The following is a 21,729-nucleotide window of genomic DNA, read 5'->3' as shown; positions in this document are numbered from 1 at the left end:
GTAGCAGAGGTGCCTGGACATCAACTGAAGCAATATGAGGTGAAACATGCCACGTCGTCGCGAAGTCCCTAAACGTGAAATCCTGCCGGATCCCAAATACGGCAATGTCGAGCTTTCCAAGTTCATGAACGTGATCATGGAAGGCGGCAAGAAGGCGGTTGCCGAGCGCATCATCTATGGCGCGCTCGAAACCATGGAAAAGAAAAGCGGGAAGGATCCGCTGGAGCTTTTCGTGACCGCCATCAACAACGTCAAGCCGATGGTGGAAGTCAAATCCCGCCGTGTCGGTGGCGCGAACTACCAGGTGCCGGTCGAAGTGCGCCCCGTGCGCCGTCTGGCGCTGTCGATGCGCTGGATCAAGGAAGCTGCTCGCAAGCGCGGCGAAAAATCCATGGCCATGCGCCTGGCCAACGAACTGCTGGAAGCCAATGAAGGCCGCGGCGGTGCCATGAAGAAGCGTGACGAAGTTCACCGCATGGCCGAGGCGAACAAGGCGTTCAGCCACTTCCGCTTCTAAGGGCAACCTTCCCCCGTTTCCTCCACTGGAATGCGGCCCGCCATGCGCGGGCCTTCTCCGTTTCAAGAAAGTAAGCATCATGGCTCGCAAAACACCCATCGAGCGATACCGCAACATCGGCATCTCTGCACACATTGACGCCGGCAAGACCACCACGACCGAACGTATCCTGTTCTACACCGGCGTGAACCACAAGCTGGGCGAGGTGCATGACGGCGCTGCCACCACCGACTGGATGGAGCAGGAGCAAGAGCGCGGCATCACGATCACCTCGGCGGCCGTGACCTGCTTCTGGAAGGGCATGGACCTGTCCTACCCCGAGCACCGCTTCAACATCATCGACACCCCGGGCCACGTGGACTTCACCATTGAGGTGGAGCGTTCCATGCGCGTGCTCGACGGCGCCTGCATGGTGTACTGTGCTGTGGGTGGCGTGCAGCCCCAGTCTGAAACCGTGTGGCGCCAGGCCAACAAGTACAAGGTGCCCCGCCTCGCGTTCGTCAACAAGATGGACCGTACCGGTGCCAACTTCTTCAAGGTCTATGACCAGATGAAACTGCGCCTGAAGGCCAACCCCGTGCCCGTGGTGATCCCCATCGGCGCCGAGGACAACTTCAAGGGCGTGATCGACCTGCTGAAGATGAAGGCCATCATTTGGGACGAAGCTTCCCAAGGCATGAAGTTCGACTACGCTGACATCCCGGCCGAGCTGGCCGCTGATGCGCAGAAGTGGCGCGAGAACATGGTTGAGGCCGCCGCTGAATCCAGCGAAGAGCTGATGAACAAGTACCTGGAAGAGGGTGAGCTCTCCGAGGAAGAAGTCAAGAACGGCTTGCGTGCCCGTACGATCTCCACCGAGATCCAGCCGATGCTGTGCGGTACCGCGTTCAAGAACAAGGGCGTGCAGCGCATGCTGGATGCCGTGATCGACTTCCTGCCCTCTCCGGTGGACATCCCGCCTGTGGCCGGCACTGACGCCGACGACGAAGAGAAGGAAGTCTCCCGCAAGGCGGACGACGGCGAGAAGTTCTCCGCCCTGGCGTTCAAGCTGATGACCGACCCGTTCGTCGGTCAGCTGACCTTCGTGCGCGTCTATTCCGGCGTGCTGAAGAAGGGCGACACGGTGCTCAACACCGTCAAGGGCAAGAAAGAGCGTATCGGCCGTATCGTGCAGATGATGGCCAACGAGCGTAACGAGATCGAAGAAATCGTTGCGGGCGACATCGCCGCTTGCGTGGGCCTGAAGGAAGTCACCACCGGCGAAACCCTGAGCGATCCGAACTCCGCGATCATCCTGGAGCGCATGGTGTTTCCTGAGCCCGTGATCTCGCAGGCTGTGGAACCCAAGACCAAGGCTGACCAGGAAAAAATGGGCATTGCCCTGCAGCGCCTGGCTTCCGAGGATCCTTCGTTCCGCGTGCGCACCGACGAAGAGTCCGGTCAGACCATCATCTCCGGCATGGGCGAATTGCACCTGGAGATCATCGTTGACCGCATGAAGCGTGAATTCGGCGTCGAAGCCAACGTGGGCAAGCCTCAAGTGGCTTACCGCGAAACGGTTCGCAAGACCGTGACCGATGTCGAAGGCAAGTTCGTGCGCCAGTCGGGCGGTAAGGGCCAGTACGGTCACGTCGTCTTCACGCTGGAGCCGCAAGAAGCCGGCAAGGGTTTCGAGTTCGTCGACGAGATCAAGGGCGGTGTGGTGCCGCGCGAATACATTCCCGCCGTGCAAAAGGGTGTGGAAGAGGCGCTGCAGTCCGGCGTGCTGGCCGGCTACCCTGTGGTGGACGTCAAGGTCCGCCTGACCTTCGGTTCGTACCACGACGTGGACTCCTCCGAACAAGCCTTCAAGATGGCCGCTATCTTCGGTTTCAAGGAAGCCGCCCGGAAAGCTACTCCGGTTATTCTTGAGCCGATGATGGCCGTGGAAGTGGAAACACCCGAAGACTACGCCGGTAACGTGATGGGCGATCTGTCCAGCCGCCGCGGCATGGTTCAGGGCATGGACGACATGGTTGGCGGCGGCAAGATCATCAAGGCAGAAGTTCCTCTGTCCGAGATGTTCGGCTACTCCACGACGCTGCGCTCGGCCACGCAAGGCCGCGCCACGTACACCATGGAATTCAAGCACTACTCTGAAGCGCCGAAGAACGTTGCTGACGCTATCGTGGCGTCCCGCGCGAAATAAGGACCACCCCCGAGGCGGCGTAGCCGCCTTCCCCCTCAAGGGGCGCACCCAGTGGCCGGGCCAAGCCCGCTCCACGGGTGCCCTGGTAAAGAGGGGGCGGGGCGGTATGAGTTTGTCTTCAACAACGCCGCGAGGCGTAGGGTGCTGCCCGTGGCGGCCCTGCTGTTGGAGACGTTAAACAGGCACGGGCGTTTGTTCTTTATACGGAGTTTGAAATGGCAAAAGAGAAATTCGAGCGGACGAAACCGCACGTCAACGTCGGCACGATCGGCCACGTGGACCATGGCAAGACGACGCTGACGGCAGCAATCGCCACGGTGCTGTCCAAGAAATTCGGCGGCGAAGCCAAGGCGTACGACCAGATCGATGCAGCGCCTGAAGAAAAAGCGCGCGGCATTACCATTAACACCGCCCACGTGGAATACGAAACGGCCAACCGCCACTACGCCCACGTGGACTGCCCCGGCCACGCCGACTACGTCAAGAACATGATCACCGGTGCTGCCCAGATGGACGGCGCCATTTTGGTGTGCTCGGCCGCTGACGGCCCCATGCCCCAGACCCGCGAGCACATTCTGCTGTCGCGCCAGGTGGGCGTGCCCTACATCATCGTGTTCCTGAACAAGGCCGACATGGTGGACGACGCCGAGCTGCTCGAGCTGGTCGAAATGGAAGTGCGCGAGCTGCTGTCCAAGTACGAATTCCCTGGCGATGACACCCCCATCATCAAAGGCTCTGCCAAGCTCGCCCTCGAAGGCGACACCGGCGAGCTGGGCGAGCAAGCCATCATGAAGCTGGCTGAAGCCCTGGACACCTACATCCCCACGCCTGAGCGCGCTGTGGACGGTGCCTTCCTGATGCCCGTGGAAGACGTGTTCTCCATCTCTGGCCGCGGCACCGTGGTGACCGGCCGTATCGAGCGCGGTGTGGTCAAAGTCGGCGAAGAAATCGAGATCGTCGGTATCAAGGCCACGCAAAAGACCACCTGCACGGGCGTGGAAATGTTCCGCAAGCTGCTGGATCAAGGCCAGGCTGGCGACAACGTGGGTATTTTGCTGCGCGGCACCAAGCGTGAAGACGTCGAGCGCGGCCAGGTGCTGTGCAAGCCGGGCTCCATCAAGCCGCACACGCACTTCACCGGTGAGGTGTATGTGCTGAGCAAAGATGAAGGTGGCCGTCACACGCCGTTCTTCAACAACTACCGCCCGCAGTTCTACTTCCGTACGACGGACGTGACCGGCTCCATCGAGCTGCCCGAAGGCAAGGAAATGGTCATGCCTGGCGACAACGTGAGCATCACCGTCAAGCTGATCGCTCCGATCGCCATGGAAGAAGGCCTGCGTTTCGCTATCCGTGAAGGCGGCCGTACCGTCGGCGCCGGCGTGGTGGCTAAGATCATCGAGTAAGGCGTATGAACATGGCTACCAAGCAAAAGATCCGCATCCGCCTGAAGGCATTCGATTACAAGCTGATCGACCAGTCTGCCGCCGAGATCGTTGACACCGCCAAGCGCACCGGCGCCGTGGTCAAAGGTCCCGTGCCCCTGCCCACACGCATGAAGCGTTTCGACATTCTGCGTTCGCCGCACGTCAACAAGACCAGCCGCGACCAGTTCGAGATCCGCACGCACCAGCGCCTGATGGACATCGTCGATCCCACTGACAAGACTGTGGACGCGCTGATGAAGCTCGATCTGCCGGCCGGCGTGGACGTCGAGATCAAGTTGCAGTAATGCAACATGCAGCCCGTCTTGCTCCTTGTGGGTACGGCGGGCTGAATTCATGGCAGTTTGCCCAAAAGCAAACTGCTCGCTATAATCGCAGGCTTGCTCTTTTTCCCATGGAAGCATGAGAAAAAGAGCAAGTTAATTTCAACCCTTCTTTCATATACCAAACGCGCAGGCCAATTGCAGCAGGCGCGGTGAAAGTACTGGAGCAATAAATGAGTCAAAGCAATCGATTGGGGTTGCTGGGGCGCAAGGTGGGCATGATGCGTCTGTTCACTGATGACGGCGATGCAGTGCCTGTCACGGTGGTCGATGTGTCGAACAACCGCGTCACCCAGGTCAAAACCCAGGAAAACGATGGCTACGTGGCCCTTCAGGTCACGTTTGGTGCACGCAAGGCCTCTCGCGTCACCAAGCCCGAAGCCGGTCACCTCGCGAAAGCGGGCGTCGAAGCCGGTGAAATCATTGGTGAGTTCCGCGTGGAAGGCGATGTCGCCGGCAAATACGCCGCTGGCAGCACCGTGCCCGTGACCGACGTGTTCAGCGTGGGCCAGAAAGTGGACGTGCAAGGCACTTCCATCGGTAAAGGCTACGCCGGTACCATCAAGCGTCACAACTTCAGTTCCCAGCGCGCTTCGCACGGTAACAGCCGTTCGCACAACGTGCCCGGCTCGATCTCCATGGCACAGGACCCCGGTCGTGTGTTCCCCGGCAAGAAAATGACCGGCCATATGGGCGACGAAACCGTGACCACCCAGAACCTCGACGTCATCCGCGTTGATGAGGCTCGTCAGCTGCTGCTGATCAAGGGTGCGGTGCCTGGCTCGCGTGGTGGCTTCGTCACCGTGCGTCCCGCCGTCAAGGGCCAGCCGAAAGCGGCCGCGAAGGAAGGGGCTAAGTAATGCAGCTTGAACTCCTCAATGACCAAGGCCTGGCGGCATCCAAAGTGGACGCCCCCGAGACTGTCTTCGGTCGCGATTACAACGAAGCGCTGATTCACCAGCTGGTGGTGGCCTATCAGGCCAACGCACGCCAGGGTACCCGCGCGCAGAAAGACCGCGAGCAGGTCAAGCACTCGACCAAGAAGCCTTTCCGCCAGAAGGGCACAGGCAACGCTCGTGCCGGTATGACGTCTTCCCCGCTGTGGCGTGGGGGCGGTCGGATTTTCCCGAACCTGCCGAACGAAAACTTCAGCCAGAAGGTCAACAAGAAGATGTACCGCGCCGGCATGGCGTCCATCTTCTCCCAACTGGCACGCGAAGGCCGCCTGGCCGTGGTTGATTCGATCAAGGTCGACTCGCCCAAGACCAAGCAGCTGGCTGCCAAATTCAAGGCCATGAAGCTGGATTCCGTGCTGGTGATCGCCGACGAGGTCGATGAGAACCTGTACCTGGCTTCGCGCAACCTCGGCAACGTGCTCGTGATCGAGCCGCGTTACGCCGATCCGGTGTCGCTGGTGCACTACAAGAAAGTGCTGGTCACCAAGGGTGCCATCGACAAGCTCAAGGAGATGTTCGCATGAGCGCCACCACTGCCAACAAATTCGATGAAGGCCGCCTGATGCAAGTGCTCGTGGCGCCCATCATCTCTGAAAAAGCCACCATGGTGGCAGAGAAATCCAATGCGGTCACCTTCAAGGTGCTGCAAGACGCCACCAAACTTGAGATCAAAGCCGCCGTTGAACTGCTGTTCAAGGTGGAAGTCAAGGGCGTTTCCGTGGTCAACACCAAGGGCAAAGTCAAGCGTTTCGGCCGTACCATCGGTCGCCGCGACAACGTGCGTAAAGCGTACGTCCGCCTCAAGGAAGGCCAGGAGTTGAACTTCGGGGAGGCCGCTTAAATCATGGCTGTCATCAAGATCAAACCGACTTCGCCTGGCCGCCGCGGCCAGATCAAGGTCACGCGCGATCACCTGCACAAGGGTGAAGGCTACGCGCCGCTGCTGGAACCCCAGTTCCAGAAGGCTGGCCGCAACAACAACGGCCACATCACCACTCGTCACCGTGGGGGCGGTCACCGCCATCACTACCGCGTGGTTGATTTCCGCCGCAACAAGGACGGTATCCCCGCCAAGGTCGAGCGTATTGAATACGATCCGAACCGCTCGGCGCACATCGCTCTGGTGTGCTACGCCGACGGCGAGCGCCGCTACATCATCGCTCCGCGCGGTGTGGAAGTCGGCAGCCAGCTGATGAGCGGTTCCGAGGCGCCTATCCGCGCCGGCAACACGCTGCCGATCCGCAACATCCCAGTGGGTTCGACCATTCACTGCATCGAGCTCAAGCCCGGTGCCGGTGCGCAGATCGCCCGCTCGGCCGGTACTTCCGCCACCCTGCTGGCGCGCGAGGGCACTTACGCCCAGGTGCGTATGCGTTCTGGCGAAGTCCGCAAGATCCACATCGAGTGCCGCGCCACCATTGGTGAAGTTGCCAACGAAGAGCACAGCCTGCGCCAACTGGGCAAGGCCGGTGTCAAGCGCTGGATGGGTATCCGCCCGACGGTTCGCGGCGTTGCCATGAACCCGATCGACCACCCGCACGGTGGCGGCGAAGGCCGTACCGGCGAGGGCCGCGCGCCTGTCGATCCGTGGGGCAACCTGACCAAGGGCTATCGCACCCGCAACAACAAGCGCACCCAGGTAATGGTCGTGTCGCGTCGCAAGAAATAAGGACTGACAAATGACTCGCTCTCTCAAAAAGGGTCCGTTTGTTGACCATCACCTGCTGGCCAAGGTTGACAAGGCTGTCGCTACCAAAGACAAGAAGCCTGTCAAGACCTGGTCGCGCCGCTCGATGATCCTGCCCGAATTCATCGGGCTGACCATCGCCGTGCACAACGGCAAGCAGCACGTTCCGGTATACGTGACCGACCAGATGGTCGGCCACAAGCTGGGTGAATTTGCCCTCACGCGTACCTTCAAAGGCCACGCGGCGGACAAAAAAGCCAAGAAATAAGGAGAAGACTCATGGAAACACGTGCAGTCCTTCGCGGCGTACGCCTGTCGGTCGACAAAGGCCGTCTGGTTGCCGATCTGATCCGCGGTAAAAAAGTGGATCAGGCCCTGAACATCCTCAACTTCACGCAGAAGAAGGCCGCGCCTATCGTGCGCAAGGTGCTCGAGTCGGCAGTTGCCAACGCCGAGCACAACGACGGTGCCGATATCGACGAGCTTCGCGTCAAGACGATCTATGTCGAGCAGGGCACCACGCTCAAGCGCTCGGCCGCCCGCGCCAAGGGCCGAGGTGCGCGCCTGTCGAAGCCCACGTGCCACGTGTACGTGACGGTCGGCTACTGATACGGAAGGCCTCTGAAAGACTATGGGACAGAAAATCCATCCAACCGGCTTTCGCCTTGCCGTCAGCCGTAATTGGGCCAGCCGCTGGTACGCCAACAACCGTGATTTCGCCGGCATGCTGGCCGAAGACATCAAGGTTCGCGAGTACCTGAAGGCCAAGCTGAAGAACGCCGCCGTTTCGCGCGTGCTGATCGAGCGCCCCGCCAAGAACGCCCGCATCACCATCTACTCGGCTCGTCCGGGCGTGGTGATCGGCAAGAAAGGCGAAGACATCGAGAAGCTGAAGAAAGATCTGGCTGAGAAGCTGGGCGTGCCGGTGGCCGTGAACATCGAAGAAGTGCGCAAGCCTGAAGTCGATGCTCAGCTGATCGCCGACTCGATCACCCAGCAGCTCGAAAAGCGCATCATGTTCCGCCGTGCCATGAAGCGCGCCATGCAGAACGCGATGCGTCTGGGCGCACAGGGCATCAAGATCATGTCTTCCGGCCGTCTGAACGGCATCGAGATCGCTCGTACTGAGTGGTACCGTGAAGGCCGCGTGCCGCTGCATACGCTGCGCGCCGACATCGACTACGGTTTCAGCGAAGCCAAGACCACCTACGGCATCATCGGTGTCAAGGTGTGGGTCTACAAGGGCGACACGCTGGGCCGCAACGATGCGCCTTCGCTGGACAGCACTCCCCGCCCAGAAGGCGAAGAGCGCCGTGGTCCGCGTGGTCCGCGCCGTGATGGCCGTGGCCCGGGCGGCGATCGCGCCGGCCGTGGTGGCCCGCGCCGTGACGGCCGTGGCGCCGGTGGCAGCAATGCCGCTCCTGCCGATGGCAGCGACAAACCCGCGGAGGCCGCAGGGGCCGACGCCAAATCCGCCGTTAAGCGCGTACGCAAAGCCGCGCCAGCTGCAGCAGCTGACGGCGCCAAAGGAGAGTAAACATGCTGCAACCTGCACGCAGAAAATACCGCAAGGAGCAGAAAGGCCGTAACACCGGTATCGCCACTCGTGGCAACACCGTGGCCTTCGGCGACTTCGGTCTCAAGTCCACCGATCGCGGCCGCCTCACGGCGCGCCAGATCGAATCCGCTCGCCGTGCGATTTCGCGTCACGTCAAGCGCGGTGGCCGTATCTGGATCCGTGTGTTCCCCGACAAGCCGATTTCCACCAAGCCGGCCGAGGTTCGTATGGGTAACGGTAAGGGCAACCCCGAGTACTACGTGGCCGAGATCCAGCCGGGCAAGGTCCTGTACGAGATCGTCGGTGTGCCAGAAGCCCTGGCGCGCGAGGCATTCCAGCTGGCCGCTGCCAAGCTGCCGCTGCGCACCACGTTTGTCACCCGCATGGTCGGCCAGTAACGCGAGGAGCATGAACAATGAACACCGCTGAACTGCGTCAAAAAGACGTTGCCGCTCTGCAAGCTGAAGTCAAGGACCTGCAAAAGGCCCACTTCAACCTGCGCATGCAAAAGGCGACGCAACAGCTGAACAACACCAGCCAGTTGCGCCAGACCCGCCGCGCCATCGCGCGCGCCAAGACCCTGATTGCTGAAAAGCAATCGGCCGCCAAGTAAGGACGTGACCATGACGGAAGCCAAGACATCCCTCAAGCGCACGCTGGTCGGCAAGGTCGTCAGCGACAAGCGCGCCAAAACCGTGACGGTGCTGATCGAGCGCCGCGTCAAGCACCCGATCTACGACAAGATCGTGATGCGTTCCAGCAAATACCACGCCCACGACGAAAAGGGTGAGTACAAGCTGGGCGACGTGATCGAGATCACCGAAAGCCGCCCGCTGTCCAAGACCAAGAACTGGGTAGCGACGCGTCTGGTGCAAAAAGCCGCAGTGGTTTAAGACCACTAAAGCCTCGCAGGCACCAAGCCTACTTGCGTACACTGTGCGCATATCCCTGAAAACGGCCCACAATGTGGGTCGTTTTTTTTGTATTTTTTCAACCCACCAATGAGGAGCATCATCCCATGATCAAAGTCGGAGACACCCTGCCTGCCGTTACCCTGACCGAGTATTCCGAAGTGGAAGGCAATGGCTGCAGCATTGGCCCCAACCCGGTGGAAGTGGCCAAGGCGGCCGCTGGCAAGACCATAGCCGTGTTTGCCGTGCCTGGCGCGTTCACGCCTACTTGCTCGGCCAAGCATGTGCCCAGCTATCTCGACAATGCCGAGGCTCTGAAGGCCGCGGGCGTCGATGAAATCTGGTGCCTCTCGGTGAACGACGCATTTGTCATGGGCGCCTGGGCACGCGACCAGAAGGCCGTGGGCAAGATTCGCTTCCTGGCAGACGGCAGCGCCGAGTTCGCCAAGGCCGCTGGTCTGACGCTGGACCTGGTGGGCCGTGGCATGGGCGTGCGTAGCAACCGCTATTCCATGCTCGTCAAGGATGGCAAGGTGGCAACGCTCAACGTCGAAGGCCCTGGCAAATTCGAGGTCAGCGACGGCGCCACCATGCTGGCTCAAGCTAGATAAGGCCCCCCTGAGGCGCTGCGCGCCTTCCCCCAGGGGACGCTGCCAGCGGCCTGGCGAAGCCAGCTCCGCGGCAGCACTTGGATGGCCTGCTCCGCGGCCGCTTGTGTTGGTAGGTTGGGCTGAGCATAGCGATGCCCAACAGGCAGCCGTTGTTGAGGAAGCGCCGCTTTGTTGGGCATTGCTGCGCTCAGCCCAACCTACGGGCTGCCGTAGGGGCGGGTTTCAAACCCGCCCGTCCTCGGCTCCTAGCCCAGATCGACCTTGAGGTAGTGGGCGCCTACGACGGGGTTGTGATAGTAGGGCGGGATCTCGGCGAAGCCCAGTTCTTCATAGAGCGCGCGGGCGGCTTCCATGTCGCTCAGGGTGTCGAGGAGCACGCTGGCGTAGCCCAGGCGCTGGGCGGCTTCCAGAATGGCTTCGGCGAGTTGGCGGCCCAGGCCGAAGCCTCGAAAAGCCTTGCGCACATACAGGCGCTTCATTTCGGCGGCGTTGCCGTAATCCACATCGTCCAGCGGGCGCAGCGCGCAGCAGCCAGCAGCTTCGCCATCTACCATTGCCAGCAGCAGGGTGCCACGCGGCTCCGCATAATCGCCGGGCAATTGGGCCAGCTCTTCCTCGAAGCCCTGGAAATCCAGATCGATTCCCAGGTTGGCGGCATATTCCTGAAATAACTCACCCACGGCCTGTATCTGTTCGGGCGTGTGGGCAGTCACGAGTGCAACGGGTGGGGGCTTGTCCAATGTCGTAAGGTGCGCAGAGGGCGCGAATGTCAGTCTCGGACTCAGTTTAGCTCAGTGACGCGTAAGCGGTTACAGGTGAAACCCCTTCAAATTTGAAGGGGCGTGCCAAGTGGTCCGCGAGGAGACCTTGGACATGCTCTTAGAAAGTAGTGTTTCCCAGTTGTATCACCCAATAGACGATGCCAGCGGCAACGGCTATCGCCACGAGCGCCTTCACGCGCGTGCCGAAGGTGTCGTGCGCGGGCTCCACTGTGGCCGGCAGTGTCTTGTCGCCTCCCAGCATGGATTTGAACAGGTTGTTTTTCTTGGCCAGCCAGTAGAACAGGATCGCCAGCACGTGCAGCACGATCAGGGCGATGATCAGCCATTGCCCGATGTCCTTGTGGTAGCCGCTTGCAAAGCCGACGGTGTTGCCCGACACCAGCGAGGTCAGCGGTCCGGCAAAGGCGATCTGGTCGTCAGACACCAGGCCGCTCGCAACCTGCGCGGCCAGCACCAGGAGCATGGCCAGCACAGAGAAGGCGCCCAACGGGTTGTGTCCGGCAAGATCTTCAGGGGTGGCCTGGCCGCGAAGATAGCGGACCAAGCGGGCTGGGGTCGGGAAAAAGGAAGTGAACCTCGACCAACGCCCGCCGATCAGGCCCCAGATCAGCCTGAAGGCCAGCAGCCCGAACACCGTGTAGCCCAGGCGGAAGTGCCAGTTCATGGCGTCGCCGCCGACGTTTCCGGTGATCAGCAGCCCAATCACCGCCAACGCAAGCAGCCAGTGAAAAAGACGTGTGGGAAGGTCCCAGATACGAATGGATTTCATGCGAGGAAATGCTATTTTTGAAACTCAAACACGATATGCTTGCAAGCCGGAGCGGCCGTTCAAGCGCAGTGTAGTGGCTTCATGGCGGTTTGTTGGCCCTTCGGTAGTTCCCCACTCCAAGGAAAGGTTCCCCCGATGAAAAAACTGATGTCCATTGTCTTGGCGCTTGGCGCCGCCAGCCTGGCCGTGCCTGCCGCCGCGCAGTTCGCCAAGCCGGAGGATGCGATCAAATACCGCCAGAGCGCGCTCGCCCTTCTAGGCAACCATTTTGGACATCTGGGTGGCATGGCCCAGGGCAAGATTCCTTTCGATGCCGCTTCCGCCTCGCTCGACGCCGACGTGGTAGCCCTGGTTTCCAAGTTGCCCTGGCATGCGTTCGGCCCCGGCACGGAGACCAGCAGCAGCCGCCCCAGCGCGGCCCGCCCGGAAATTTGGAAAGAGGAAGCCAAGTTCAAGGGCGCCAGCGAGAAGATGCAGGCTGAAGTGGCCAAGGTGGCCGCCGCTGCCAAAACCGGTAACTTGGACAACCTGAAGGCCGCTTTTGGCCCCGCCGCGCAAAGCTGCAAGGCTTGCCACGACGACTTCCGCAAGCGTTGAACCAGAATGGGTGCTGCTGGGATGCCAGCCAGCGCCCGTGGACGAACGCAGAGCGCGGGAGGTGCAGGTTACCCGCGCTCCAATTTTTGCCGCAATGCCTCAAAGGGCATGACATCCGCGTACTTGGCCTGCATGTCGAACAGGTTGGCTTCATGCGGCGCCGGATGACGATCGCCGCAGGCGTCGGCCACGACCAAGGGGATGAACCCCAATTGCACCGCATCCACCGTGGTGGCCCGCACACAGCCGCTCGTGCTCATGCCCGCGATCAGCACGCAATCAATGCGCTGCGCGTTCAGCAGGCTCAGAAGTGACGTGCCGAAGAAGGCACTTGCGTACTGTTTCTCTACCACCGCTTCGCCGGCCTGTGGCTGCACGGGCGGTACGAAAGCGCCGAGCGGGTGGCCTCGCCGGAAGTTCGAAAGCGCGGGGATCTTGCGGTAGAAGACGCCCCCATTCAATCCCGCCTCGTCGTAGACCACCTGCGTGTGGCATATGAGCATCCCGCGTGAGCGGGCCCAGCGCAGCAGCTCGCCCGCGGTGTCCAACACCTGCGGCGCAGCCGCATACAGCGGGCTGGCCGGGTCGAAGTAGGCCTGGGCAAAATCGATCATCAGCAGGGCCTGCCGCGTGCCGGTGCCCAGCTCAGCGCCGAAGGCGCCGGAATCGGCATAGTTGGCGGTGGCGCTGGAGGCAGGGCTAGGGGGTGTCGGCGTTGTCATCGGCGTGAGGATTGTCCTGCAGCAAGGCGAACTTGGCGGCGTGGATGTGGCAGGTCATGATGCTCTTGGCCCATGCTCCGTTGCGGCTGCGGAAAGCATCCAGCAGCTCGCGGTGATGAGCGAAACTGCGTTCCAGCTGGGGTACGGTGTAGCGGCGGAAGGTGCGCTGCACGATCGGCTGCTCGATCGCGTTGGAGAGCACGGAGGTCAAGCGTTCGCTGTCGCTCGCCTGTGCGATGAGCGCGTGGAAGCGCCGGTTGAGGTGGCCGATGCGAACGGTGTTTTCCTCGCTGATGTCGGCGCCCCTGGCCTCGATCTCATCCTGCACCTTGGTCAGCTCCGAAAGCCCCGCGTCGTCGATGTGTTCCGCGGCATGGAGCGCGATTTCGCTTTCGATCAGCACGCGCAGGTCGAAGAGCTCGTGGATCTGCTGCGTGCTCCATTCCCGCACCAGTGTGCCGCTGTTCGGCTTGAAAACCAGAAAGCCATCGGCAGTGAGCTGCCGCAGCGCCTCCCGTACGGGCGTGCGGGAGGTGTTGAACTCGGCGGCAATCTGCTGCTCTGTGAGGCGCATGCCCTGACCATAGAGGCCATTGACGATGCGCTCTCGTATCACGGCATACAGCTCGTGGGCGACGGTCGCCGTACCGTTGACTTGCTTCATTCGTATCCCTTTGCGCGGTCTTTGTTTCAGTATCGCTCAAGGAGTGTGCCGAAGCCGGCGATGCGATCAGCAATGTTCGAAGCGCGCAGCGCGTGCCAATAGATGGCCGTGTTGATGGCCAGCACGGGCCGGCCGAGCCATACTTCGGCCTGAGCCGCGAGGCGCGCCATGGCCAGGTTCGTGCCTACCTGAATGATGCCGTCGATGTCGTCCCCGTCCAGCTCTTGCAAGGCGGCGCGCAGTTCGGGCTCCTGAACGTGGGCGATCTTCACCGGGCTTTCGCAGCGCAAGCCCTTGATGCGCCGCACCTCGTAGCCAGCCTCTTCGAAGAAGCGGACCACATTGCGGTCGCCAATCTCCTGGTAGGGCGTCACGACCGCGATGCGGCGGATGTTCAGGGCGGAGAACGCCGCAGCGCAGGCCTCCGACCCCATGGAGACAGGCAGCTTGGTGCGCTCTTCGAGATAGGCCTTCAGCTTCCGGCTGGCGGCAAGGCCATCCCAGAAGGTTTCGGCCGAGATGCCCAGCACCAGCCGGTCGGGCTCGCAGGACATCACTGAATCGACGGCTTCATCTTGTGCCGCGGCAATGAGCTCGATGAGGCGCTGGAAGTCCGCATCGTTGTTCAGCGGAATGTTCGGAATGCGGATGCGGCTGATGTGATTGGTGACGCCCACCGGCCTCATCGCGTCGAACTCGGGTTGCACGCTGGTATTGGTGGACGGGATGAGAACGGCGAACTTCTGGCGCCACCCCAGGGCATCGGTCATGTCGTTTCCTTTGCGGTCAGTACTTGTGTGAATTCCACGAAGTGCCTATGATTGTCCACAATCAATGTGAAATCAAGCTTTAAATAGTCTGAAATTACATTGATTGTCGACAAATTAGCAGCCAACGCGCTGCCTATACCGAGCAATACGACCATGTCCAATACGCGCGTCCTGGATTCCGCTGTGCCAGGTGTTTCACACGGGGCCGGCGTCCGGCCCCAGAGCGAAGACACCCTCTACCGCAAGGTGTTCCGGAAGCTCATTCCGCTGCTGTTTTTCAGCTACGTCATGTCTTACCTGGACCGCATCAACGTCGGCTTCGCCAAGCTGCAGATGCTCAATGACCTGTCGTTCAGCGAAACCGTCTACGGCCTCGGCGCCGGTGTGTTCTTTCTGGGTTATTTTCTTTTCGAAGTGCCGAGCAATCTGGTACTCCACAGGGTGGGTGCACGCGTATGGATCGCGCGGATCATGATCACGTGGGGCGCCTTGTCGGCAGCGATGATGTTCGTGAAGACGCCCACCTCCTTCTATGTGCTGCGCTTCCTGCTGGGTGTGGCCGAGGCGGGTTTCTTTCCCGGCATTGTTCTCTATCTCACGTACTTCATTCCGCCGAGCCGTCTGGGTAAGGCGTTGGCGCTGTTCTTCCTCGCGGTGCCGGCCGCTGGGGTGCTGGGCGGGCCTTTGTCCGGCTGGCTGCTGGAGAGTTTCCATCAGGTGGGCTCGCTGCAGGGCTGGCAATGGATGTTCCTGATCGAGGGCATTCCTTCGGTGATCCTCGGCATCGTCGTGTTGGTGGTGCTCCGGGATCGCATCAAGGACGCCCATTGGCTCACTGAGCAGGAGAAAAGCACGCTGGCGGCCAATATCGAGCGCGAGAGCCAGCGCACCATTGGCGCTTCGGTGCGTGATGCCTTCACGCAGCCGTTGGTCTGGGTGCTGTGCCTGATCGAGTTCTGCATCGGCCTGGGGATCTATGGCATGGGTTTCTGGATGCCCACGATGGTGCGCGAGGCGGGCATTACCGGCTTGCTCAACATCGGCCTGTTCAGTGCGATTCCCTATGGCGCTGCGGCCATCGCGATGGTGTATGTGGCGCGGCTTGCCGATGCGCGAGGCGACCGCAAGCTGTTCCTGGCCTTGGCGGCCCTGGCCGGGGCCGTGGGGCTTTACCTGAGCATGTCCCACAAGGACAACACGTTCTTCGCGATCGCCGCGCTCACCGTGGCCACTGCCGGCATCCTGACCGCCTTCGCCCAGTTCTGGCGCCTGCCCACCGTGCTGCTGTCCGACCGGGCCGCCGCTGCCGGCATCGCCATCATCAGCTCGGTGGCCAATCTGTCGGGCTTTGTGAGCCCGTACCTGGTGGGGTGGCTGCGTGATACGACGGGCAGCGGCTCGGCTGGTATGTATATGACGGCTGGGAGCTTGGTGTTGGCGGCGGTGGTGACGGTTTTGTTGCCCAGTCGGTTGGTGAATGAGAAGGTGGGTTGAGTTTTCCTGGAGGTCTCTGCTGGGATCTCCCTCTCCCCCTGGGAGAGGGCTGGGGGGCGGCCATCCGATGAGGGCTTTCACTGTCGGTTGATCTGAACGGCTTTCTGCTTCCAAATGACCTTCTGCTTTTTGATTTGAGGTCGGAGGCCGGGATTGCCCCCGGCGGTGCAGTCACCTTCTTTTGCGTCGCCAAAAGAAGGTAACCCAAGAGAAGGCGACCCCACTGGACGCCCTAGCCGGTCGCGTCCCTACACTACGCTACGGGCAACCTGCGGTGCTCGATCGAGGGGCCGGCCATCCGGGGGTGGTGCTGCAGAACTCGCTATGTTCACTACGTTCACGTCGCTCAAACAGCTGCAGCAAGCTAGAGCACGAAGCAAGGGCATCTTGCAGTGCCCTTGCCCACCCCTCGCTCTGTGCTCCTCGACACGGCCAGAGGGGATCCGCGGCTCGGGCCAGCGCTTTGCTCGGCCTGCGAATCAATAGACCTCGCTGTGCTCGGTAGTCTTGCTCCTTCTCCCGATTGCGGGGAGGCCATCCGGGAGGGTTGGGAGGCCAGCCATCCGGTGATGGGTCTGCGGCGGTTGCTCATTCGCTGTCCTTCCAACAAGCCCCATAGCGCTTCACGGTATTGATTCCCTCCCCCGTTGGGGGAGGGTTAAGGCGGGGGCTTTCACCGCGGTTGATCTGAACGGTCTTCTGCTGTGCAGGTGGCGCGGTGAAAGCCCCCAGCCCAACCTTCCCCCAGAGGGCATAGGTATCTCCCGTCATTCCCGCGCAGGCGAATACGAGGGGACTTCCCACTTACCAGGAACGGCGTCGAAGCGCCAAGATTGAGGTGCGAACGTCAATCTAAAGAGTAAGGAGAAGTCCCATGAGTGAGATTACACGAGTTGGAGTGGATCTGGCCAAGAACTTGATTCAAGTGCATGCGGTGGATGCTCAGGCAGGTGTGTTGGTGCGCCGAGCGCTAGCGCGGCGAGGTTTCCTGCCCTGGTGCGCGAAGTTGCCTGCCGGTTGTTTGGTGGTGATGGAGGCGTGTACTGGAGCGCATCACTGGGCACGCCGGCTCAGCCAGCTTGGTTTGCAGGTGCGCCTGATCGCGCCTCATCTAGTGGCGCCATACCGTTTGCAGGGCAAGAAAGGCAAGAATGACGCCAATGATGCTGCGGCGGTGTGCGAGGCTGCCAGCCGCCCGCAAATGCACTTTGTGCCGATCAAGACGACCGAGCAGCAAGCGATCCTGGGTGTACACACCCTGCGTCAAGGCTGGGAGAAAGACAGAACTGCGTGCATCAACCGTATTCGTGCACTGCTGGCCGAGTTTGGTCTGGTGTGTCCTGAAGGGGTGGGCAAGCTCAAGGAGCAGCTGACCCAGCTCAACGAGGATGCCAGCAACGAGATGCCCGCGCTGGTGAGATTAAGCATTGAGCGACTGCAAATGCAGTGGCGCCAGCTTGATCAGGACATTGGCTGGTGCGAGCAGCGCATTGCACAACACATCAAGCAAGACAGTCGAGCTCAGCAGGCTCAGCAGCTACTGGGTATTGGGCCTATAGGCGCTTCGGCGCTCGTGGCCAGCGTGGCCGACTTCAGTCAGTTCAAAACGGCTGCGCAGTTTGCTGCCTGGCTGGGGTTGACACCCTCGCAGCACTCCAGCGGTGGCAAGAGCCGCCTTGGCGGCATTACCAAGCAGGGAGATACGTATTTGCGGATGCTGCTGGTGCAGGGCGCCAAATCGGCCATTCACTGCAGCAAGCCACGCCAGGAGCGAGTGTGGCTGTGGGCGCAGCAGTTGCGTGAGCGCATGGGCTGGCAAAAGGCGGCTGTCGCGCTGGCAGCCAAGAACGCCCGCATTCTATGGGCGATGTTCACGCGAGGCCAGCCATTTGTGGCCAATCATGTGAGCGTCAAACCGACGTAGAAGTAGATCGACACATGTTTCGTTTATCAAAAAAATGATGTTTCAACAGGACGGCACTTCGCAGATCAATTGAACAGGTTAGACCGGCAGCGGATAAGCTCGATGGATTCCAGGTGGCCTGTTCAGGCCACGAAAGGCGAATGGGAGCCTCCGCTGAGCGGCTCGTATCTGGGTCCGACACCAAGCTCTTCGTAGCTCGTCAACAAGACCGTCAGTAGGTAGGCCGTCTTTCTTCGTTCAGTTCAGTGTCCTTGCAGTCAGCTCCGTAATAAACAACTAAACCATCAGAACCATCAGAAATAACAACCATATTCGCTTGACAACGTGGGATGCCCCAGTAGGAATCCAGGGTTACGTGACACTACGCCAGCAAAAGCACTCGCTTTGTATCCCCATTCTGCCAACCCCACTGCAATCCGTGTTGGGTATCCGCGCATCTTTTCCCTGGATTCCCGCTTGCGCGGGAATGACGGGGATGAAATCCAAAGATGTGTAGATACCTATGCCCAGCGGGGGAAGGAGTAAAGACGGTGGAGCGCAGCGAAGCCCCGAGCCGCGGGTCCCCTCTGGCCGTGCCGAGGAGCACAGAGCGAGGGGTGGGCAAGGGCACTGCAAGATGCCCTTGCTTCGTGCTCTAGCTTGCTGCAGCTGTTTGAGCGGCGTGAACGTAGTGAACAAAGCGAGTTCTGCAGCACCGCCCCTCGATCGAGCACCACAGGTTGCCCGTAGCGCAGCGCAGGGACACGGCAAGTGGGGTCGCCTTTTCTTGGGTTACCTTCTTTTGGCGACGCAAAAGAAGGTGACTGCACCGCCGGGGGCAATCCCGGCCTCCGACCGTAGGTCAACAACCGACGGTTATTAAACAACGCACCCCCAAACCAGGACACCCAGCGGCAAAACCGCTCATCTAAATCGCAAACAAGCCCCTACTTCCCCGTAAACATAAAGTAGCCCAACACACACACCGCCAAAGCCACGATCAAGCGCGCGATCCACGGCGTGACCAGCCACGCACCGAGGACCCCCAGCGCCGTACTCCAGACATGCGGCGACTGCAGCGGACCACGCCCCCGTCCTGCTCACTCGGCTTGAGCACATAGCCGCAAGATGGACAGGCCTGGGCCTTGGTGGAGATGGTATGCCCACATTCGGGGCAGCTGATGAGCGCCATCGTCAATTGCCTTTCATGGATGCTTCGATCAGGATCTGAACCCGCCGGTTGAGCTGCCTCCCCTCGGGGTTGTCCTTGCCATCCTCGGTGGAGTTCGGGGCGATCGGCTCGCGCCGGCCCAAGCCCTGCGTGGCCGCCATGCGTCCGGTGCGTTTCTGGAGTTCCATGGCTACGGCTTCCGCCCTGAACTCGGACAAGCGGTCATTGTAGGCATCACTTCCCTTGCTGTCCGTATGGCCGCGCACGAGCAGTGGCGCCTTCGGATAACCCGCGATCAGCTCTGCCGCCCGGTCGAGGGCAGGCCGCGCATCGGGGCGCAGGTCGTACTTGTCGAAATCGAACAGCACATCGGCCGGAAGATCAATGGAAATGGCCTTCTCCGGCGTGGGCTGGGCCTTGAACTCCTGCAGCAACACACGGGTGCGCTCAAGCCGGGCGGGCGGAATCTCGGCTTCGCGCAGCACGGTGTCCGGCCCCGCGTCGGGCCGCAGCGCGGTTTCAACGCGGCTGCTCGTCAGACCGCCAGGGGTCTCCTGGCGCTTGAGCGATGTCTGGGGCGCGTTCTGGACGCGCTCCAGACGCGAGGCCTGGCCCGACAGCGGCCGCCCGGAGCGGAGCACTTCCTGGGCCGGCGCGGAAGCGCACAGCGCCATCGTGCCGGCGGACACGAATGCGATCAGGCGCATCAACCCCCCTGCAGAGGCAGATCGACCGTCAATCCCGGCGCGACGATGTTGTCGTCCGGATTGCCTTCATTGAACACCAGGCGCATCTTGCGCGCGGATGCGGGCACTACTCCCATGAACACCAGTTGCCCGTTCAGTGTTTCACCCGCATGGATGGTGAGGTTGCGGTTGTCTTCAGGCCGCTTGATCTGCAGCCGGGCACCGTTCTCGTCTTCCAGGAAAGTGTCCAGGTGCGCCAGCATGGTGCTGTTCGTGATTCTGTTGGAAAACGAGATGCTCACATCCAGCACCGTGGCATCGGTGCCGATCTCGATGCTCTTGACGCGCACCGTGGCCCCTGAAGCGGAGACCCCTTGAATGCTCAGCGGGAGCTTTCTGGGCTCCGTGGATACTTGCCCCGAAGCCCCCGCCTGCGGCGTGAGCTGCGCCACAGGGGCCGGTGCGGGGGCGGGTGCCGGTGTGGGCGCAGGGGCCGGTGCAGGGTTGTTCGTAGCCGGCGGATTCACGGCGGCCGGGGTGTCCGCTGGCTTGTCCTGGCAGGCGGCCAGCATCATGGCCAGCGCCAGCGTGCAGATGACTGCTCCTCCTTGTTCCCTGCCACATGCGGCTGTCCGCGCAGGCATTTTTCTGATCATTATGTGGCTCCTCAGCTTCGGAAAAAAATCGTGGTGTGAATGTGAAAGAAGCGGCGCACGGCTTAGCGGATCGTGATGCTGTTGATCTGCGCGGGCGCCTTTCGGGCGCCATCAGGCTGATCCGCGCAATCGACATCCTTCACGGTGTCTTCGTTTTGCCCCTGGATGATCACGGTACGCCCCTTGAGGCTCGCACCATTCACATTCACGCTGTTGACGGATACCGACCCGCCATTGGCGCAGCGCACGCCAGACACCTTGTTACCCGAGACTTCGATCCGGTTGCCGGCCTGCTCCTGCCTGGGCTGCTTGCCGGGTCCCGGATCGGAAGAAGAGGCTGCGCCTGCTGCCTGCGCCCCTGTGGCATGCGCAATGACGGCCAGCAACAACCCCGCACCGGGTAGCCACCACCGAGGGGGCTTGCGCGATGGTTGCTCGGATTCATTCTGGTGGCGAGGGGGAAATTCATCATGTCTTCCTTGTCAGAGCATGCTTTGAATACGCGCTTGAACACGTTCTAAGGGGTGCGTGGCGCGGGCACGCCCGGCAATGCGGTTCCCGGGGTGACTGCTGCTCCGGTACCCGGGAAAGGCATGCCGGACGGCTGCGGCACGCCGGGGGCGGGGCCGTGGGCGTGACAGGGACACTGGCCGGAGAGCCGCCCGCGTCCGTACCGCCGCCCTGGCGCAGGATCTGCTCTTCCAACTGGGTCGCGAAGCGCTCGGCCAGAGCGATCTCTTCCACGGCCATCTGGTCGCCCAGTTCGTTGATGATCGACACCACGTTGGGCTTTGCGTTGGCGCCCGCCTGTGTCATGCGCTGCACCAGCCGTGCATAGCCCATGGCCTTGACGTTGTCCTTGGGCACGCCCAGGCCGGAACGGTTCATTTCCGCCAGGCGCTGCATCGCCTGCGGATCGCCCCGGACCGCGGCCATCAGATACCAGCGGTACGCCTGGCCCATATCTCCAAAACCAGTCCGCGGATTGCGGTAGGCATCGCCCACGAAAGACAGCAGGTTGGGGTTCTGCGTGGTGATGGCTTCCTTCTTCAGGCGTTTCAGTTCGTTGCGGTAGATCGGTGCCTGGCACCCCGGATCCACCAGGCCGCGCTGGAGCGAATCGTTGCAGTTCTCGATGAACCGGGCCGCCGTGGAGGCATTGACGGGCTGCGTCTGCTCTTGCCGGGCCGCCGGGGTCTGCGTGGACGCGGGTGGCGGTGCGGTCTGAGCTTGCGCCAGCTGCAGCCCGAGCATCATTGCCAACGGGAATGACGAACGCATCAGTTTTGGGAAAGCCGAAGACGGGGACTTCCTCATGC

At 61.5% G+C, this 21,729-nt stretch carries 28 protein-coding genes; 18 read left to right on the top strand and 10 right to left on the bottom strand.

Translation table 11 applies throughout. From position 1 onward, the window contains the following. Positions 1–46 precede the first annotated feature (46 nt). The 15 genes from rpsG to WJU18_RS29415 all read left to right on the top strand — a co-directional run bounded on the left by rpsG (position 47) and on the right by WJU18_RS29415 (position 10,196). Complete coding sequence (gene rpsG, locus WJU18_RS29485) at positions 47–517, top strand: 30S ribosomal protein S7 (RefSeq protein ID WP_231698319.1); 471 nt, start codon at positions 47–49, stop codon at positions 515–517. Positions 518–596: 79 nt separating this feature from the next. Continuing rightward, positions 597–2,705, top strand: a complete 2,109-nt coding sequence (gene fusA / locus WJU18_RS29480; protein WP_423457842.1) for an elongation factor G — start codon at positions 597–599, stop codon at positions 2,703–2,705. A gap of 215 nt (positions 2,706–2,920) precedes the next feature. Then, positions 2,921–4,111, top strand: a complete 1,191-nt coding sequence (tuf, locus tag WJU18_RS29475) for an elongation factor Tu (protein ID WP_423457841.1) — start codon at positions 2,921–2,923, stop codon at positions 4,109–4,111. 11 nt (positions 4,112–4,122) lie between these two features. After that, complete coding sequence (gene rpsJ, locus WJU18_RS29470) at positions 4,123–4,437, top strand: 30S ribosomal protein S10 (RefSeq protein ID WP_028603957.1); 315 nt, start codon at positions 4,123–4,125, stop codon at positions 4,435–4,437. A 209-nt stretch (positions 4,438–4,646) separates the two neighbouring features. Beyond that, a complete protein-coding gene (rplC, locus tag WJU18_RS29465) occupies positions 4,647–5,333 on the top strand; it encodes a 50S ribosomal protein L3 (RefSeq protein WP_423457840.1) in 687 nt (228 codons plus the stop codon). Next, positions 5,333–5,953, top strand: a complete 621-nt coding sequence (gene rplD / locus WJU18_RS29460; protein WP_423457839.1) for a 50S ribosomal protein L4 — start codon at positions 5,333–5,335, stop codon at positions 5,951–5,953. The genes rplC and rplD overlap by 1 nt, the downstream gene beginning before the upstream one ends. Next, on the top strand, positions 5,950–6,270 hold the full coding sequence (rplW, locus tag WJU18_RS29455) for a 50S ribosomal protein L23 (RefSeq protein WP_423457838.1): 321 nt from the start codon (positions 5,950–5,952) through the stop codon (positions 6,268–6,270). The genes rplD and rplW overlap by 4 nt, the downstream gene beginning before the upstream one ends. A gap of 3 nt (positions 6,271–6,273) precedes the next feature. After that, positions 6,274–7,098 carry a 50S ribosomal protein L2 gene (gene rplB, locus WJU18_RS29450; RefSeq protein WP_423457837.1) on the top strand — a complete coding sequence of 275 codons (825 nt, stop codon included), beginning with the start codon at positions 6,274–6,276 and terminating at the stop codon, positions 7,096–7,098. A gap of 10 nt (positions 7,099–7,108) precedes the next feature. Then, entirely contained in the window at positions 7,109–7,384 is a 276-nt protein-coding gene (gene rpsS, locus WJU18_RS29445; RefSeq protein WP_147913664.1) for a 30S ribosomal protein S19, read from the top strand. Positions 7,385–7,395: 11 nt separating this feature from the next. Next, positions 7,396–7,725, top strand: coding sequence for a 50S ribosomal protein L22 (gene rplV / locus WJU18_RS29440; protein ID WP_028603963.1), 330 nt, complete (start codon positions 7,396–7,398; stop codon positions 7,723–7,725). Positions 7,726–7,747: 22 nt separating this feature from the next. Further along, complete coding sequence (rpsC, locus tag WJU18_RS29435) at positions 7,748–8,653, top strand: 30S ribosomal protein S3 (RefSeq protein ID WP_423457836.1); 906 nt, start codon at positions 7,748–7,750, stop codon at positions 8,651–8,653. 2 nt (positions 8,654–8,655) lie between these two features. After that, entirely contained in the window at positions 8,656–9,072 is a 417-nt protein-coding gene (rplP, locus tag WJU18_RS29430; protein WP_423457835.1) for a 50S ribosomal protein L16, read from the top strand. Positions 9,073–9,089: 17 nt separating this feature from the next. Next, complete coding sequence (gene rpmC / locus WJU18_RS29425) at positions 9,090–9,287, top strand: 50S ribosomal protein L29 (protein ID WP_423457834.1); 198 nt, start codon at positions 9,090–9,092, stop codon at positions 9,285–9,287. A gap of 10 nt (positions 9,288–9,297) precedes the next feature. Then, positions 9,298–9,567 carry a 30S ribosomal protein S17 gene (gene rpsQ / locus WJU18_RS29420; protein ID WP_423457833.1) on the top strand — a complete coding sequence of 90 codons (270 nt, stop codon included), beginning with the start codon at positions 9,298–9,300 and terminating at the stop codon, positions 9,565–9,567. Between the two features lie 125 nt (positions 9,568–9,692). Beyond that, complete coding sequence (locus WJU18_RS29415) at positions 9,693–10,196, top strand: peroxiredoxin (RefSeq protein WP_423457832.1); 504 nt, start codon at positions 9,693–9,695, stop codon at positions 10,194–10,196. Between the two features lie 245 nt (positions 10,197–10,441). On the opposite strand, the gene WJU18_RS29410 is transcribed toward WJU18_RS29415, so the two are convergent. After that, the gene (locus tag WJU18_RS29410; RefSeq protein WP_423457831.1) at positions 10,442–10,936 is read right to left on the bottom strand and encodes a GNAT family N-acetyltransferase; all 495 of its coding nucleotides are present in this window, start codon (positions 10,934–10,936) and stop codon (positions 10,442–10,444) included. A 139-nt stretch (positions 10,937–11,075) separates the two neighbouring features. Continuing rightward, positions 11,076–11,747 carry a cytochrome b/b6 domain-containing protein gene (locus tag WJU18_RS29405; RefSeq protein WP_423457830.1) on the bottom strand — a complete coding sequence of 224 codons (672 nt, stop codon included), beginning with the start codon at positions 11,745–11,747 and terminating at the stop codon, positions 11,076–11,078. Between the two features lie 135 nt (positions 11,748–11,882). On the opposite strand from WJU18_RS29405, the gene WJU18_RS29400 reads away from it, so the two are divergent. Further along, positions 11,883–12,344: a c-type cytochrome gene (locus WJU18_RS29400; protein WP_423457829.1), complete on the top strand. Its 462-nt coding sequence runs from the start codon at positions 11,883–11,885 to the stop codon at positions 12,342–12,344. A 68-nt stretch (positions 12,345–12,412) separates the two neighbouring features. Here the strand turns inward: WJU18_RS29400 and WJU18_RS29395 are convergent, their stop codons facing one another. Genes WJU18_RS29395 through WJU18_RS29385 form a run of 3 tightly spaced genes read right to left on the bottom strand, consistent with a single transcriptional unit; the run spans position 12,413 to position 14,500 of the window. Further along, on the bottom strand, positions 12,413–13,066 hold the full coding sequence (locus WJU18_RS29395; protein ID WP_423457828.1) for an isochorismatase family protein: 654 nt from the start codon (positions 13,064–13,066) through the stop codon (positions 12,413–12,415). After that, the gene (locus WJU18_RS29390) at positions 13,044–13,730 is read right to left on the bottom strand and encodes a GntR family transcriptional regulator (RefSeq protein WP_423457827.1); all 687 of its coding nucleotides are present in this window, start codon (positions 13,728–13,730) and stop codon (positions 13,044–13,046) included. Before WJU18_RS29390 ends, WJU18_RS29395 begins: the two co-directional genes overlap by 23 nt. 26 nt (positions 13,731–13,756) lie before the next feature. Then, on the bottom strand, positions 13,757–14,500 hold the full coding sequence (locus WJU18_RS29385) for a maleate cis-trans isomerase family protein (protein ID WP_423457826.1): 744 nt from the start codon (positions 14,498–14,500) through the stop codon (positions 13,757–13,759). Positions 14,501–14,653: 153 nt separating this feature from the next. Between WJU18_RS29385 and WJU18_RS29380 the strand changes: the two genes are divergently transcribed. After that, positions 14,654–15,994: an MFS transporter gene (locus WJU18_RS29380; protein ID WP_423457825.1), complete on the top strand. Its 1,341-nt coding sequence runs from the start codon at positions 14,654–14,656 to the stop codon at positions 15,992–15,994. Positions 15,995–16,868: 874 nt separating this feature from the next. Beyond that, positions 16,869–17,918: an IS110 family transposase gene (locus WJU18_RS29375; protein WP_423454084.1), complete on the top strand. Its 1,050-nt coding sequence runs from the start codon at positions 16,869–16,871 to the stop codon at positions 17,916–17,918. Between the two features lie 979 nt (positions 17,919–18,897). On the opposite strand, the gene WJU18_RS29370 is transcribed toward WJU18_RS29375, so the two are convergent. The 5 genes from WJU18_RS29370 to WJU18_RS29350 form a co-directional block, all read right to left on the bottom strand. After that, positions 18,898–19,089, bottom strand: a complete 192-nt coding sequence (locus tag WJU18_RS29370; RefSeq protein WP_423457824.1) for a zinc ribbon domain-containing protein — start codon at positions 19,087–19,089, stop codon at positions 18,898–18,900. A gap of 2 nt (positions 19,090–19,091) precedes the next feature. Continuing rightward, on the bottom strand, positions 19,092–19,775 hold the full coding sequence (locus WJU18_RS29365; RefSeq protein WP_423457823.1) for an OmpA family protein: 684 nt from the start codon (positions 19,773–19,775) through the stop codon (positions 19,092–19,094). Further along, positions 19,775–20,410, bottom strand: coding sequence for a hypothetical protein (locus WJU18_RS29360; RefSeq protein ID WP_423457822.1), 636 nt, complete (start codon positions 20,408–20,410; stop codon positions 19,775–19,777). The genes WJU18_RS29365 and WJU18_RS29360 overlap by 1 nt, the downstream gene beginning before the upstream one ends. Before the next feature lie 62 nt (positions 20,411–20,472). Beyond that, positions 20,473–20,796: a hypothetical protein gene (locus WJU18_RS29355; protein ID WP_423457821.1), complete on the bottom strand. Its 324-nt coding sequence runs from the start codon at positions 20,794–20,796 to the stop codon at positions 20,473–20,475. A gap of 82 nt (positions 20,797–20,878) precedes the next feature. Next, positions 20,879–21,727, bottom strand: a complete 849-nt coding sequence (locus tag WJU18_RS29350; protein WP_423457820.1) for a tetratricopeptide repeat protein — start codon at positions 21,725–21,727, stop codon at positions 20,879–20,881. Positions 21,728–21,729: the final 2 nt, after the last annotated feature.

Origin of the sequence: Ottowia sp. VDI28, from assembly GCF_049532675.1 — a bacterium.
Classification (GTDB): Bacteria; Pseudomonadota; Gammaproteobacteria; order Burkholderiales; family Burkholderiaceae_C; genus Ottowia.
Note: the sequence above shows the minus strand (reverse complement) of the source record. Positions and strands in the feature narration are given on the sequence as shown.

Bases quoted from the DNA above. Each gene is read 5' to 3' on its own strand.
- rpsQ (WP_423457833.1), top strand. From the start codon at position 9,298: ATGACGGAAGCCAAGACATCCCTCAAGCGCACGCTGGTCGGCAAGGTC.
- rplW (WP_423457838.1), top strand. From the start codon at position 5,950: ATGAGCGCCACCACTGCCAACAAATTCGATGAAGGCCGCCTGATGCAA.
- WJU18_RS29400 (WP_423457829.1), top strand. From the start codon at position 11,883: ATGAAAAAACTGATGTCCATTGTCTTGGCGCTTGGCGCCGCCAGCCTG.
- rpsJ (WP_028603957.1), top strand. From the start codon at position 4,123: ATGGCTACCAAGCAAAAGATCCGCATCCGCCTGAAGGCATTCGATTAC.
- tuf (WP_423457841.1), top strand. From the start codon at position 2,921: ATGGCAAAAGAGAAATTCGAGCGGACGAAACCGCACGTCAACGTCGGC.
- WJU18_RS29365 (WP_423457823.1), bottom strand. From the start codon at position 19,775: ATGCGCCTGATCGCATTCGTGTCCGCCGGCACGATGGCGCTGTGCGCT.
- rplD (WP_423457839.1), top strand. From the start codon at position 5,333: ATGCAGCTTGAACTCCTCAATGACCAAGGCCTGGCGGCATCCAAAGTG.
- rplB (WP_423457837.1), top strand. From the start codon at position 6,274: ATGGCTGTCATCAAGATCAAACCGACTTCGCCTGGCCGCCGCGGCCAG.
- rpmC (WP_423457834.1), top strand. From the start codon at position 9,090: ATGAACACCGCTGAACTGCGTCAAAAAGACGTTGCCGCTCTGCAAGCT.
- rpsC (WP_423457836.1), top strand. From the start codon at position 7,748: ATGGGACAGAAAATCCATCCAACCGGCTTTCGCCTTGCCGTCAGCCGT.
- WJU18_RS29385 (WP_423457826.1), bottom strand. From the start codon at position 14,500: ATGACCGATGCCCTGGGGTGGCGCCAGAAGTTCGCCGTTCTCATCCCG.
- WJU18_RS29395 (WP_423457828.1), bottom strand. From the start codon at position 13,066: ATGACAACGCCGACACCCCCTAGCCCTGCCTCCAGCGCCACCGCCAAC.
- rplV (WP_028603963.1), top strand. From the start codon at position 7,396: ATGGAAACACGTGCAGTCCTTCGCGGCGTACGCCTGTCGGTCGACAAA.
- rplC (WP_423457840.1), top strand. From the start codon at position 4,647: ATGAGTCAAAGCAATCGATTGGGGTTGCTGGGGCGCAAGGTGGGCATG.
- WJU18_RS29370 (WP_423457824.1), bottom strand. From the start codon at position 19,089: ATGGCGCTCATCAGCTGCCCCGAATGTGGGCATACCATCTCCACCAAG.
- fusA (WP_423457842.1), top strand. From the start codon at position 597: ATGGCTCGCAAAACACCCATCGAGCGATACCGCAACATCGGCATCTCT.
- rplP (WP_423457835.1), top strand. From the start codon at position 8,656: ATGCTGCAACCTGCACGCAGAAAATACCGCAAGGAGCAGAAAGGCCGT.
- rpsS (WP_147913664.1), top strand. From the start codon at position 7,109: ATGACTCGCTCTCTCAAAAAGGGTCCGTTTGTTGACCATCACCTGCTG.
- WJU18_RS29415 (WP_423457832.1), top strand. From the start codon at position 9,693: ATGATCAAAGTCGGAGACACCCTGCCTGCCGTTACCCTGACCGAGTAT.
- WJU18_RS29350 (WP_423457820.1), bottom strand. From the start codon at position 21,727: ATGAGGAAGTCCCCGTCTTCGGCTTTCCCAAAACTGATGCGTTCGTCA.
- WJU18_RS29380 (WP_423457825.1), top strand. From the start codon at position 14,654: ATGTCCAATACGCGCGTCCTGGATTCCGCTGTGCCAGGTGTTTCACAC.
- WJU18_RS29390 (WP_423457827.1), bottom strand. From the start codon at position 13,730: ATGAAGCAAGTCAACGGTACGGCGACCGTCGCCCACGAGCTGTATGCC.
- rpsG (WP_231698319.1), top strand. From the start codon at position 47: ATGCCACGTCGTCGCGAAGTCCCTAAACGTGAAATCCTGCCGGATCCC.
- WJU18_RS29405 (WP_423457830.1), bottom strand. From the start codon at position 11,747: ATGAAATCCATTCGTATCTGGGACCTTCCCACACGTCTTTTTCACTGG.
- WJU18_RS29375 (WP_423454084.1), top strand. From the start codon at position 16,869: ATGAGTGAGATTACACGAGTTGGAGTGGATCTGGCCAAGAACTTGATT.
- WJU18_RS29360 (WP_423457822.1), bottom strand. From the start codon at position 20,410: ATGATCAGAAAAATGCCTGCGCGGACAGCCGCATGTGGCAGGGAACAA.